This is a genomic window from Actinomadura hibisca NBRC 15177 (assembly GCF_001552635.1).
GTDB classification, from domain to species: domain Bacteria; phylum Actinomycetota; class Actinomycetes; order Streptosporangiales; family Streptosporangiaceae; genus Spirillospora; species Spirillospora hibisca.
This window is the reverse complement of sequence record NZ_BCRO01000012.1, coordinates 183,343-196,681: the sequence shown is the minus strand read 5'-3', so window position 1 is coordinate 196,681 and position 13,339 is coordinate 183,343. Positions and strand designations below refer to the sequence as shown.

Here is a 13,339-nt window from a genome sequence, read left to right as displayed (position 1 = left end):
AGGAGACCGGACGTTGATCCGACATCGGCCGCCGCTGTTCCCGCTGCTCGTCGCGGTGCTGCTGGCGGCGGTCTCCTGCGGGGGAGCGGATCGGCGGCCGGAGCGCGGGCGGCCCGCCGCGGCCAAGCCGAACGTCGTCTTCGTCCTGACCGACGATCTTTCCTGGGACCTGGTTCCCCACATGGCCAACGTGACGCAGATGCAACGCGACGGGCTGACGTTCTCGCGCTTCATCGTGGCGGACTCGCTCTGCTGCACCTCCCGCGCCACCATGTTCACCGGCCAGTACCCGCACAACACCGGCGTACGCACCAACTTCCCGCCGGACGGCGGCTACGGCGTCTTCGCGGCGCGCGGCGGCGAGAAGGCGTCCTACGCCCCGCCCCTCAGCCGCGCGGGCTACCGCACGGCGCTGCTCGGCAAGTACCTCAACGGCTACGCGCCGGGCGAGCGCAACGGCGGCCCGTCCCCCTACGTCCCGCCCGGCTGGAACGAGTGGTACGTCGCGGGCAACGGCTACGGCGAGTACGACTACAACCTCAACGAGAACGGCCGGCTGGTCTCCTACGGCCAGCGCCCGGAGGACTACCTCACCGACGTGCTGGCGGGCAAGGGCGAGGACTTCGTCCAGCGCGCCGCCAAGGACCGCAAGCCCTTCTTCCTCCAGATCGCCACCTTCGCGCCGCACGGCCCCTTCGTCCCCGCGCCCCGGCACGCCGCCGCGTTCCCCGGCCTGACGGCCCCGCGCTCGCCCGCCTTCAACGAGGCCGACAACTCCGACAAGCCGTCCTGGTTGCGGGCCCGGCCCAAGCTGCGCCCGCCGGGCCTGCGCGCCGTGGACGAGGGGTTCCGCAACCGCGTGCGCATGGTCCAGGCGGTGGACGAGATGGTCGGCAGGCTGCGGCAGGCGCTCGCGCGGACCGGCCACGCCGCCGACACCTACCTGGTCTTCGGCTCCGACAACGGCTTCCACCTCGGCGAGCACCGGCTGGCGGGCGGCAAGATGACCCCCTACGACACCGACGTGCGGGTGCCCTACATCGTCGTCGGCCCCGGTGTCCCGGCGGGCCGCACGGTGGAGGCGTTCGCGCAGAACACCGACCTGTCCCCCACGTTCCTGGAGCTGGCGGGCGCGCCCGTCCCGGACACCGCCGACGGCGCGTCGTTGGTTCCGTTCCTGCGCGGCGGGCGGCCGTCCGGCTGGCGGGACGTCGCCTTCATCGAGCATGTGAAGCCGCCGCCCTCGGCCGACGACCCCGACCGGCAGGACTCCGGCCCCGGCGCGCCGCCGACCTACAACGCGCTGCGCACCCGCGACGAGCTGTACGTGGAGTACGCCAACGGGGAGCGCGAGTACTACGACCTGAACCGCGACCCCTCCCGGCTCGCCAACCAGGCCGGACGGCTCCCGCCCGACCGGCGCGCGCGGCTCTCCGCGCTGCTGTACGCGCTGACGCGCTGCTCGGGGCGGGCGTGCACGGCCGCGGGCCGCACCCAATAGTGTGCCGCTCGCAGTACAGATCATGACGCTACAGATCATGACAGCACGGATCATGGCGGTACCAATCGTTACGGAAGGGACGGGATGCAGCTCACCGGCACGGGTTTCGTCGGCCTGCTCTGCGCGCTGGCGGTGGTGGCGTTCGCCGGGACCCTGTGGCTGCTACCGAAGGTCAACGGCCGGGGCAGGCGGCGCGCCGCCGCCCGCGCCGGGCTGCTGGCGGCCTGCCAGCTGGTGATCGTGCTGGCGCTGGCCACCGGGATGAACGCCTACTTCGTCTTCTACAACAGCTGGTCGGACCTGCTCGGCAACGTCGGCGGCCCGGTGAGCGTGCAGGGCGGGCGCGGCCCGGCCCGCGCGGCGGCGGGCCCGCTGCCCCGGTCGGTGTCGCCGCTGGCCGCCCAGCAGGGTCTGCGCGACCCCGCCAAGGACGGCCAGCTCGAACAGACCGAGATCCGCGGCCCCCGCACCGGCCTCCAGGTCAAGGCGTTCGTCTATCTGCCCGCGCAGTACTTCCAGCCGCGCTTCAAGGACCACCGCTTCCCGGTGTCGCTGGTGCTGGCCGGGTACCCCGGCGACCCGCGCGGCATCATCGAGCGCCAGGAGCTGGTCAAGACCGCCGCCCGCGACATGCGGTCCGGCGCGATCCCGCCCACCGTCTACGTGATCACCCGGACGATGGTCGCGCCGCCCCGCGACACCCAGTGCACCGACGTGCCCGGCGGCCCGCAGGCCGAGACGTTCTTCAGCCAGGACGTCCCGCAGGCGCTCGGCGCGACCTACCGGCTGGCCACCACCGCCGCCGGGTGGGGCGTGCTCGGCCAGTCGGCGGGCGGCTACTGCTCGGTCAAGCTGGCGATGCGGCACTCCGACCGGTTCTCGGCGGCGGCGTCGCTGGGCGGCTACCTGCGCTCGCTCCAGGACGCCACCACCGGCGACCTGTACGGCGGCAGCAAGGCCGTGCGCGACGACAACGACCTGCTGTGGCGGCTGGAGCACCTGCCCCCGCCGCCGGTGTCGGTGCTGCTGGCCTCCAGCAAGCGCGAGGAGGGCTACGACCAGGCGTTGCGGTACACGCGGCTCACCAGGCCGCCGCTGCGCACCGACACGTTGTTCCCCGAGCAGGGCGGCCACAACTTCGGCACCTTCCGGCGGCTCACCCCCGAGATCATGCGGTGGATGGGCCGGCAGCTGAAGTCCGATTAGGATCGCTCGTCCCGATGCGTCGCTATCATCACTGGCGTGACTGACCCCAGGACCCCCGACGGCCACGACGAGCGCGAGCGGTCCGAGGAGCGGCCGGGCGACCCCGGGGTCGCGCCGCCCCCGCCCCCGCCGCAGTGGGGGCAGGCCCCCGCGCCGGGCCCGCAGCCGCTCCCGGAGTTCGGCGTGCCGCTGCCCGAGCACGAGGAGTCCGCGAGCGAGCGCACGGTCACCGATCTCGACATCAGCGGCGCGATGCGGACCCGGGACTTCCCGAACGGGGAGCAGCGTCCCGCCGCCCAGCGGCCCGATGCGCAGCGGCAGGGCACCCAGCAGTTCGGCGACCCCGGCCAGGGGAGCTACAACCCCGACGCCACCATCGCGGACATGTCGGCGTTCATGCCGGCCGCCGGTGAGCAGCCCGACCAGGGGAACAAGCACACCCGCGAGGAGACGCGGCCCGCCGCCCCGGCGTCCGGGACCGGCGAGGCCCCCGCGACCGAGCAGGTCCCGCAGGCCGACCAGACCGTCCGGTACCAGCCGCCGCCGCCGTTCGCGCAGCAGCCCCAGCAGCCGCCCGCGCCGCCCGCTCCCGAGCCGTTCCCCTACGCCCAGGAGATCCCGGACAACAAGCCCGCGGCCCCCCAGCCTTTCCCGTACGCGCAGGAAGTCCCGGGCCAGCAGCAGGCTCCCGAGCCCTTCCCGTACGCGCAGGAAATCCCCAGCAACAAGCCGCAGGCCCCGGAACCCTTCCCCTACGCGCAAGAGGTCCCCGGCCAGCAGCAGGCCCCCGAGCCGTTCCCCTACGCGCAGGAGATCCCCGGCCAGCAGCAGGCGCAGCACCAGGCGGGCCCCGCGCCGTTCCCGTACGCGCAGGAGGTGCCCGGCCAGCCGCAGGCTCCGGCCGACTCCCCCCGCCCGTTCGCCCCGCCGCCCCAGATCGACGAGCCCTGGCTCCTCGGCGTCGGCGGCGGCGGAGACCAGCCCGGCCCGGCCAAGAAGTCCCGCAAGGGCGGCGGCGGTCCGAAGCGGAGCAGGAAGCCCCTGATCATCGCGGTCGCGGGCGTGGCGGTCGTCGCCGTGGTCGCGGGCGGCGTCGTGGCGCTGACCGGCGGCGGCGAGGACGAGCAGAGCGGCGGCGCCAAGCTGGCCGGGGCGGCGTTCCCGCCCGCCTCGGCGCTGCGCTCCGACGGCCGCGACCAGGCCGTCACCAGCGTCGCGGGCGCCGGGTCCACGCTGGTCGCGGTCGGCGGCGAGACCGACGCCGACGGCGGTCGCGGGGTCTTCCTGTGCTCCAGCGACGGCGGCCGGACCTTCGTCACCGCCGCCATGCGCGACGGCCAGGCCGCCGCCCCGGGCGAGATCCCGCAGGTGGTCGGCGGCTCGGCGGGCGGCTGGGTCGCCATCGGCGCCCGGCCCGGCAGCGGCGTGGTGTGGACCAGCGCCGACGGCGCGACGTGGTCGCGCGAGCCCGACGCCGTCGGCGACGTGTTCAACGCGCACACCCGCGTGCGGCGGATCGTGGGCGGCGGCTCGGGTTTCCTCGCCCTCGGCGAGGTGACCTCCAAGGGCGACTTCAGCGACGCGCAGCCCGCCGTGTGGGTCTCGGGCGACGGCCGCCGCTGGGAGGCCCGCGTCGGCGGGCAGATCGGCCTCCAGGTCGACCGGGGCAAGCTGGAGCTGACCGAGGCCGCCGTGAGCGGCCAGACGATGCTGATCGAGGGCATCCACACGCCCGGCAAGGGCCAGGCCGCCTACCGGCGGGTGTGGAGTTCCACCGACGGCGGGCGCTCCTGGTCCGGCTCGGCGGTCCCGGTGCCCAAGGGCAGCCGCGGCCTGCTGATCGGCGGCGGCCCGACCGGCTTCGTGGCGATCCGCGAGCTGCCCGGCCGCCGCTCCTACGGCCAGGCGTTCGTCTCCAAGGACGGGCAGTCGTGGTCGGCGGCGGGCCGCGTCCTGGCCGCCGGGTACCGCCGGGTCCAGCGGATCGTCGCCGACCAGAACGGCTTCGCCGCCGTGGTCGTGCGCGGCCGCGACCTGCTGGTCAGCCGCAGCGCCAACGGCCGCTCCTGGAAGGACGCGGGCTCGTTGCCCCTGCGGCAGGGCGTGGAGCCGCTCGACGCCGCCGTCGCGGGCGGCCAGACGGTCATGGTGGGCCGGCAGGCGGGCGGCGGCGACACCAACGCCCTGGTGAACGTGTGGGACTCCGCCGGGCGCGCCCTGCCCGTCGATCTCGCCAAGGTGCCCGGCGCGCTGCGCTCCGACCACCGGGTGGCGGCGGTCGGGGCCGCCTCCGGCCGGGCCGTCGCGGTGGGCAGCGCGGGCGGCGACGCCAGCGTGTGGACCTCGCAGGACGGCAACGCCTGGCAGGCCGCGCAGGGCCTCGGCGCGGCGTTCACCCGGCCCGGCGAGCAGCGCCTGACGGGCGTCGCCGGCGGCGGCAACGGCTGGCTCGCGGTCGGCTACGACCAGACCGCGCCGCGCCGCCCGCTGGTGGTCACCTCCGCCGACGGCGCCACCTGGCAGGCCGTGGACGGGCTGCCCGCCTTCCGGGGCAACTCCCGCACGGTGCCCGCCACCGCCGCGACCGCGGCCGGGCCCAACGGCTACGTGATCGTCGGCACCAACGGCACCGCCGCGGCGGCGTGGCACTCCGCCGACCTCAAGAACTGGCAGCGCGCCGCCAGCGCCGACCGGCAGGCCCTGGAGGCCCGGCCCGGCGTGGCCCGCTGGCTGCTGGGCGTCGCGGCGACCTCCGCCGGTTACGTCGCGGTCGGCGGGGCCCGCCAGGCGCGCGACGGCGGCGCGGCGGGCAACCGGCCCGGCACGTGGACCTCCGCCGACGGCAAGTCCTGGACGTTCCGGGAGCTGCCGCTGCCCTCCGGCGGCGTGACCGAGGGGCACCTGACCCACGTCGCCGCCAAGGGCGGCACGGTGGTCGCGCTCGGCGTCGGCGCGACGCCGCAGGGGCTGGTCCGGATCGGCTACCAGTCCGGCGACGGCGGCGCGAACTGGCGTCCGATCACCTCGCTCGGCGACGACCCGAAGGCCGCCGTCACGGCGCTGACCGCCACCCCGCAGGGCTTCGCCGCGGCCGGGACCACCGGGCGGCCGGGCAGCACCGACGTGGTGTCGTGGACCTCGGCCGACGGCGCGTCCTGGGAGACGGCCACGCCCGGCGGCGAGGGCCTGGGCGGGCCCGGCGACCAGCAGGTCACCGGGCTGGCCGTGCTCGGGACCTCCCTGCTCGGGGTCGGCCACGCCAGCGGCCCCAAGGACGAGCAGCCGGTGTTGTGGACGCGGCCGGTGCCCTGATCCGCCGGGTGCCCTGATCCGCCGGGTGCCCTGATCCGCCGGGTGCCCTGACCGGCCGGACGCCCTGGCCGGTCAGGGACTCCGAACGGCCGGGTGTCCCGACCAACCGCTGTCCTGACCGGCCGGGTGCCCCGGCCCGCTAGAGGATGTCGTCGGCGGGGTCGCGCCGGGCGTGCCGCGGCACGTACGGGACGGCCCCGCGCCCGTTCATGGCGGGCGCCCCGGCGGCCTCCTGGACCTGCTCGCGCACCTGCGTCGCCACGTCCATGCCGCGCGACCGGTTGCGGCGCGCCCCGTAGGGGGCCACGATCATCCGGTAGACGGGGCGGCGGATCGGCGTCGGCACCAGCCGGTAGCCGCCGCGCAGCATCACGTTGCGCCAGTACTGGGTGCGGGAGATGAAGCCGCCGCGCCGCATCTCGCGCTGGAGCCGCAACTCCGAGCGCAGCAGCGCCCGGCCGCCGCGCCGCTCGTAGGCGCCGTCGCCGACCCGGTAGTACACCAGCGGCTCGGCGACGTTCACCACCTGCGCGCCCGCCGCGATCATGCGGACGAACAGCCAGTAGTCCTCCATCAGCGGCAGGTCGCCGTACCCCCCGGCCGCCAGCACCGCGCTGCGCCGGTACACCACCGTGGGGTGGTTGAACGGGTCGTGCAGCCGCGAGTAGCGGGCGATGTCCAGCGGGTCGCTGGGCGGGGTGCGGCGGCCCACGATGTCGCCGGTGTCGGTGCCGAACTCCAGCAGCCCCGCGCCGACCAGGTCCGCGCCCGCCTGCACCAGCGGCACCTGGAGCTGGAAGCGGTGCGGCATCGCCACGTCGTCGGCGTCCATGCGGGCCACGATGTCGTGCCGGCTGGCCTGGAGGCCGGCGTCCAGGGCCGGGCCGAGGCCGCGGTTGTGGGGCAGCGGGAGGAAGGTGACCTCGACGGGGCTGGCGGCGACCAGGTGGCGCAGGCAGGCCGCCAGCTCCGGGGAGACCGGGCCGTCCTGCACCAGCACCACCTGGTCGGGCCGCAACGCCTGGTCCACCACCGCGCTGCGGAAGGCCTCCCGCACGTAGTCTTCCCGGTCACCGCCGTACACGGTCATCAGCAAGGCGAAAGGTTCGGGGCGCATAATCCGTTTCCGGGGGGGGTGGGGAGGCGCGGAGGCGGGGGACTCCACACCTGAGGTAAACGATCTTTCTCGTCACACATGGGACGGTTTGTTGCGGTTGGTGGTTGCGCGCCGCCACGATATCCGCGCGATTTGTCCCGTCCATCCGTTTAAGGGGAGCGGACGGGTCATTTCACCCGGATGTAACCGGACGGCGCTTCGGCGGCCCCGGCACGGGCCGCCGCGAGGCCGGGCTCAGGCCCGGCCCAGACCGCAGATGTTCTGGTCGGCTCGGACCTCCCCGGCGACCTTGGGGACCGGACGGGCGGTACCCGGCACGGTGAGCCCGTCCGTTCCGATGATCAGGTAGACGAAGCCCGCCCTCCCCCGGGGGGCGGGCCTGGGGGGATGGCCCGGCAGCGCCGCCGCCAGCGCGGCCGCCTGCCGCTGGGCGCCCGGACCGAACAGGATCTCGGTGCGCGCGCCCGCGGTGGCCTTGAGCGTGCCGACCTTGTCGACGGCGAAGCCCTTGCTCCCGAGCTGCTCGGCGATGCGCTTGCCGAGGCCGTCCACCTTGGTCGCGTTGTAGACGCCCATCCGCACCTGCGCGGGCGGGACGGGCGGCAGCTTGGCCCCCTGCTGCGCCGGCACCACCGGCGGCGCGGGCTCGGGCGGCGCGTTGTCCTGCTGGATCGCCTCGAACAGCGGCCTGGCCAGCGACGAGCTGAACTGCACCCGGTTCTTGTCGGCCGGGTAGGCCTCCACCGGCACGGTCATGAAGCGCACCTTGCCCGCGCTCATGCCCTTCAGGCTGCCCGCGACCTTCTGCATGACCGACAGGTTCAGCCGCCGGTCCGCCTTGATCGACTTGGCGACGGCCGACAGGAAGTCGTAGGTCTTGCCGGGGTCGGTGAGCATGCCCTTGTCGGTGGCCTTCTTGACCACCGAGGCCATGAACGCCTGCTGGCGCTTGATGCGCGACAGGTCCGAGCCGTCGCCGAGGCCGCCGGTGCGGGTGCGCACGTAGCCGAGCGCCTGGTCGCCGCGCACGATCTGGCGGCCCCTGCGCAGGTGCAGCTCGGCCTTGGGGTCGTCGATGCGCTTGGGGACGCAGATCTCCACGCCGTCCAGCGCGTCCACCACCCGCTTGAAGCCGGAGAAGTCCACCTCGACGAAGTGGTCGATGTGGATGCCGGTCAGCGACTCGATGGTGCGCCAGGTGCAGGCGGGCCCGCCCAGCGCGTACGCCGAGTTGATCATGTCGAGCCGGCCCGGGACCTTCCCGCCCTTCTCCTTGCTGCACTCGGGGATCTTCACCATCGAGTCGCGCGGGAAGCTGATGCCGATCGCGCCGTCGCCGCCGGGCGAGATGTGCAGCAGGATCGTGGTGTCGGAGCGCTGCCCGGCCTCCTGGCCGTAGCGGGCGTTCTCCCCGGCGCGGGTGTCGGAGCCCATGACCAGGATGTTCAGCGCGGCGTTGAGCTTGGCGGGCCGCTTGTCGCCGAGCTTGTCGTCCACGTTCTCGCGGGTGATCTGCCCGTCCAGCCGCCGCCAGAAGGTGTAGCCGCCGATGCTCCCGGCCACCAGCAGCACCGACAGCACGATCGAGGTGACGCCGAGCGCGCGCCAGCCGCGCCCCCGGACCGGTGGCTGCGGCTGCGGCCCGGTCGGGGCGCCGGGGCCCCACGGCCCGCGCGGCTGCGGCGCGCGCGGCTCGGGACGGCCGTGCGGCGGCATGACTGATCGCTGCATCCGTAACATTTCAGCACACATGGGACATGCGCCACGGCAGACACCGGAAAGTCATCTCTTCGGACAGGGCCGGCGGCCGCCGCTCCGGGCCGGCGGCACGTTCGCGCCGGTGCCCGACGCCCGCGACCACGCGCCCGGTTTCACCACCCGGCCCGCCGCGCCGATCGGCGCCCACCCCACCCTGGTCTACCGCGTCCGGCACGGCGCCGACCGCGACCTCGGCGGCCCCGTCGGAGGGTCAGTCCGGCCGGCGGTAGAGGCCGACCAGCTCGGCGTGCATGCGGCGGATCAGCGCGTCGCCGTGGGTCTGCGCGGGCCCGGTGCGCGTCCCCGGGTAGCCGGAGCCGTCGCGGAACGACTGGCGCACCAGCACGTGGCTGCCCACGTACGAGGTGGACCACCAGTGGCCGGGCTCGGCGCCGCGGGCGACGCGGATGACCGGGGCCACGCTGGAGTTGACGGCCCGGGACACGCTCCTGGCCTGCGCCTGGTCGGCGAACGCCAGGAGCGTGAGCTGCACGCGGCTGCGGCCGTCCGGCGCCCGGTACGTCGCGCCCTGCGCGGCGGCGACGCAGGGGGTCCTGCGCAGCAGGGTCCGCAGGGCGGGCTTGGCGATCGAGGCGCAGGGCCGCGTCCAGCGGCCCGACCGCCGGTAGGTGGCCGGGCCGATCCGGACGGGGTCGCCCAGGAAGCCGTCCCGCACCGTGATCCTCGTCCTGGGCCGGCCGGGGGCCGGCGCGGTGGCGGGCGTCGGCACGGCGCGGGCGGGCGGGACCGGCAGCCGCGAGGTGACGATCCGGCGGCCGGGCCGGGCGTCGTCGTCGCCGCCCGACACCAGCAGGTAGCCGCCGCCGACCACGACCAGGACCGCCGCCGTCACCCCCGCGATGACCAACGCTCCGCCGCCGCCCGACGGCGGCGGCGGCGGGCCGGGCGGCGGGTAGACGGGCGGAGGCTGGCCGAGGGGCGGCGGGTACGGACCGCCGGACGGGGGTGGGGTCAACTCGGCTTCCTCATCCGGGGGTCGGCGCGGGGTTTCCGCACCTTACCGATCAGACGGGGCATCGGTCCCTTCCGTTCCTCTCGTCCCCGGCCCGCATCTCCTGAAAAGAGGTGATGATCTCCGTAAAGGTGATGGGTTAAGGTCCTGGCCATGGAGCCCGAAGCACTCGCGAAGGCCGTCGCAGGCAGCCTGGCCGAGGGCGATGTGCGGGCGGTCGACGGCGTGTTGCGGTTCCGGGGCGCGCCGCTGCGGCTCGCGGTGTGGACGGTCGCATCCGGGCTCCTCGGCGTGCTGGTGCTGCTGGTGGGCGGGCTGCTCGCGCTGCTGGGCCTGGAGGGCCCGGCCACGGTGACGCTCGCGTCCGGCACGGTCATGCTCGGCCTGGCGGTGGTGCTGCTGGTCGCGCTGGTCGCGGTGGCGGTCTCGACGCGCCCGGAGGTGGAGGTGCGGCCCGCCGCCCGCGAGGTCGCGCGGGGCCCGGTCGCGGTCCCGTTCGCCGACCTGCGGCCCGAGCACCTGGTGCTGCGCAAGGGCCTGATCTCCTACCGGCTGCGGCTGGACCACCCGGCGCTGCGCGTGGACCTGGTCGAGTTCGGCGAGCAGGAGGCCGCGTGCGCCGAACGTTTCCGGCAGGGGTTGTGGGCGCTGCTGTCGCGGCGCGAGCTGACCCCCGTGCAGCGCTGGATCATCGGGGCCGCCGCGCCCGGCGCGGTCGCCAACGGCCTGCCGCTGGACCGGCTGGGCGCGGCCTCCGAGGCCGACCGGGACACCGCCCACCGGCTGCTGCGCGAGCCGTGGGACATCGACGACCTCGACCAGCTGCTGCCCGCCGTCAACTGGCTGGTGCAGGACGGCCACCGGGCCGGTTTCGTGCAGGACGCCGACCTGGCCGACCGCGCGGAGGCCGAGCGCGAGGAGTACGGGCGGCTGCTGCGCGAGGTGGACGGCATGATCGCGCACGAGCGCATGGAGCCGCCGTTCGTGGAGCGCCTGGTGGCGCTCGTCCGCGTGCGCTACGGGGTGGTGGGCGAGGTGTACGCCAAGCTGGTGCCGTCCCTGCTGCGCGACGAGCCGGGCGCGGACGCGAGCCCCGAGGGGGCGGAGCTGGCGGCGTTCCTGCACGGCCTGTTCAACGACCGCGACCACGCGGCCGAGGAGCTGCACCGCCTCAAGCTGCTGGCCGACGACCCGGCGCTGCGCGCGAACGTGGGCCGCTTCCTGATCTGGGACTACAGCCGCGCCCTGCTCCTGTACCGGCTGGGCCACCTGGCGGGCTGGCTGACCGAGCAGTACTGCTGGGACCGGATGTTGCCGCTGGCGCTGGACATCCAGCGCCGCTACACCTCCTGGCAGGACCTGGCGACGTGCTACCTCCAGGGCCGCCTGCTGTGGTCGGGCGGGGCGTCGCAGGCCGACCACGAGAAGGCGGTGGCGCACCTGGCGGCCGACCCGTACGGCCCGTGGACGCTGACGCCGTGGGACCTGACGCTGAAGCGCGACTGGCCCTGAGACCCCGCAGGGCCCGCCGGACTCACCCGTCCGGCGGACCCTGTCTCCACATCCAACCCCGCGCGCCCTCTACCCGGCAGGAGCGACCTCATGCCGCATGCGACCCAGATCACGTGGCGGACCCCCGGCGAGGTGCCCCCGGGCAGCAACACCCACGAACAGCTCCGGCTCATCAGGGCACTGGTCGACGGCACTCTGCCCGCACCCGAAGCGGACCGGCGCGTCCGGGGTGCCGTCGGGGTAACAGGTGCCGCTCGGTCAGGATGCCCGCGCCGCAGTCCACGATCACCGCGGCGAAGCACCGGGTCAGGGCGCTCAGCGCGGACTGGAAGGTGTTGACGGTGAACTCGCCCGCCAACGGTCTGACACCCGCGGATCAAGGCCCCCGAAAAGGGGAACATCCCGCCAAAAGCCCGGCCCGCTGGTACTTTCGTGCCGTCTCAAGATCTTCTGGCCGGATGGGGCAGCGCATGGACATCCCGACCGACGTTCCCACCTCCGCCCGCCTCTACGGCTGGTATCTCGGCGGCAAGGACAACTACGAGATCGACCGCAAGTTCGCGATGATGAACCTGCCCGATTTCCCCGAGACCGTGGACGTCACCCGGCAGAACCGCCTGTTCCTCTACCGCGCGGTGCGCCACCTGGTCCAGAAGGCGGGCATCCGCCAGTTCCTCGACATGGGCTGCGGGCTGCCGACCAACGAGAACGTGCACCAGGTCGCGCAGCGGTTCGCGCCCGAGTCCCGCGTCGTCTACGTCGACATCGACCCCATCGTGCTGGCCCACGCCCGCGCCCTGCTCAGCGACGACGAGTCCACCACGATCATCACCGCCGACCTGCGCGACCCCGAGGCGATCCTCGCCAGCGAGGAGGTCACCCGCCTGCTCGACCTGTCGCAGCCGCTGGCGGTGCTGTACCTGTCGGTCGGCCACCACCTGCGCGACGAGGACGATCCGCGCCGCGTCCTGCACTCGGTCATCGACCGGGCCGCGCCCGGCAGCCACCTGGCGTTCACGCAGGCGATGGCCGACGACGTCGAGCGCGGCGCCGCGCTCCAGGCCCGCATGAACGCGGCCGGGGTGCCCTGGCAGACCCGCAGCCGCACCGAGATCGCCGAACTGTTCGAGGGCCTGGAGCCGGTCGAGCCCGGCCTGGTGGACGTGGACGACTGGCGTCCCGACCCGGACCAGCCGCCGCTGCCGCAGGTCGACCCGGAGCTGATGCCGTACATCGGGGCGACCGAGAAGCACAAGGGGCTGTACGAGTACGGCGGCGTCTTCCGCAAGCCCGCGTAGTCAGCGGTTGAGGAGGGCCCAGGCGACGTGGCGGCCGTCCGGCAGGCGACGGTCGCCGTAGTCGTCGGCGTAGGCGGCGACGAGCATGAGACCGCGCCCGTGCTCGTCCAGTTGCTCGTCGGGCCAGGTCTGGGAGACGCCGATGGGACCGCCGTCGTAGACGGTGAGCCGGACGTTGTCGGCGCTGTGCTGGATCTCGGCGCGCAACCGGCCGCCGGGCAGCCCGCTGGCGGAGTGCCAGAGGGCGTTGGTGGCGTACTCGCTGGCGATCAGCTCCAGATCACCGGCCCGCCGGGACGAGCCGGAGCACAGAGCGCGGACCCACCGGCGAAGCATGGGAACGGCGGCCTTGGTGCCGGGCAGCTCGACGGCGGCGAACAACTCCTGGTCGGACGGCGAGAGGGGCCCGGCGTCGTGCTGCGCGACGAGTAGGGCGTGCAGTTCCTCGGGGGTGTCGGCGGCGAGGGTGGCGGCCGCGCCCCGGTAGAGCTCGGCGTCACTGAGCCGCTGGTCACGGGTGGCGTACCAGGCGGCGGGATCACCGGCGGCACCTCGCGATCGGAAGATGGTCCACCCGGGATGGGCGGAGGAGAGCTGGGCTGGCGTCATCAGTTGATCACTCCCTGTATTGGTCGACAAGCGAGCGAACCCGACGCGGAAGT

9 protein-coding genes are annotated in these 13,339 nt (G+C 74.5%); 5 read left to right on the top strand and 4 right to left on the bottom strand.

The genetic code is table 11. The annotated features are described in order from the left end of the window. Nucleotides 1-13: 13 nt before the first annotated feature. The 3 genes from AH6_RS07055 (at nt 14) to AH6_RS07045 (ending at nt 6,019) form a co-directional block, all read left to right on the top strand. A complete protein-coding gene (locus AH6_RS07055) occupies nt 14-1,501 on the top strand; it encodes a sulfatase family protein (protein ID WP_067475473.1) in 1,488 nt (495 codons plus the stop codon). Between the two features lie 84 nt (nt 1,502-1,585). Continuing rightward, nucleotides 1,586-2,707: an alpha/beta hydrolase gene (locus AH6_RS07050; RefSeq protein WP_067475470.1), complete on the top strand. Its 1,122-nt coding sequence runs from the start codon at nt 1,586-1,588 to the stop codon at nt 2,705-2,707. 36 nt (nt 2,708-2,743) lie between these two features. Beyond that, nucleotides 2,744-6,019: a sialidase family protein gene (locus AH6_RS07045; protein ID WP_067475467.1), complete on the top strand. Its 3,276-nt coding sequence runs from the start codon at nt 2,744-2,746 to the stop codon at nt 6,017-6,019. 139 nt (nt 6,020-6,158) lie between these two features. Here AH6_RS07045 and AH6_RS07040 read toward each other — a convergent pair whose 3' ends face one another. From AH6_RS07040 to AH6_RS07030, 3 genes are all read right to left on the bottom strand, one after another. Then, the gene (locus AH6_RS07040) at nt 6,159-7,109 is read right to left on the bottom strand and encodes a glycosyltransferase (protein WP_245679226.1); all 951 of its coding nucleotides are present in this window, start codon (nt 7,107-7,109) and stop codon (nt 6,159-6,161) included. A gap of 261 nt (nt 7,110-7,370) precedes the next feature. After that, complete coding sequence (locus tag AH6_RS07035) at nt 7,371-8,867, bottom strand: LCP family protein (RefSeq protein WP_169807812.1); 1,497 nt, start codon at nt 8,865-8,867, stop codon at nt 7,371-7,373. Nucleotides 8,868-9,105: 238 nt separating this feature from the next. After that, complete coding sequence (locus AH6_RS07030; protein WP_157431309.1) at nt 9,106-9,870, bottom strand: hypothetical protein; 765 nt, start codon at nt 9,868-9,870, stop codon at nt 9,106-9,108. 150 nt (nt 9,871-10,020) lie between these two features. Here AH6_RS07030 and AH6_RS07025 point away from each other — a divergent pair, with 150 nt between their 5' ends. Both AH6_RS07025 and AH6_RS07020 read left to right on the top strand, forming a co-directional pair. Further along, nucleotides 10,021-11,379 carry a DUF1266 domain-containing protein gene (locus tag AH6_RS07025; RefSeq protein WP_067475462.1) on the top strand — a complete coding sequence of 453 codons (1,359 nt, stop codon included), beginning with the start codon at nt 10,021-10,023 and terminating at the stop codon, nt 11,377-11,379. Nucleotides 11,380-11,849: 470 nt separating this feature from the next. Further along, nucleotides 11,850-12,677, top strand: a complete 828-nt coding sequence (locus tag AH6_RS07020) for an SAM-dependent methyltransferase (protein ID WP_245679209.1) — start codon at nt 11,850-11,852, stop codon at nt 12,675-12,677. Here AH6_RS07020 and AH6_RS07015 read toward each other — a convergent pair whose 3' ends face one another. Further along, nucleotides 12,678-13,286: an ATP-binding protein gene (locus AH6_RS07015; protein ID WP_067475455.1), complete on the bottom strand. Its 609-nt coding sequence runs from the start codon at nt 13,284-13,286 to the stop codon at nt 12,678-12,680. Between the last annotated feature and the right edge of the window lie 53 nt (nt 13,287-13,339).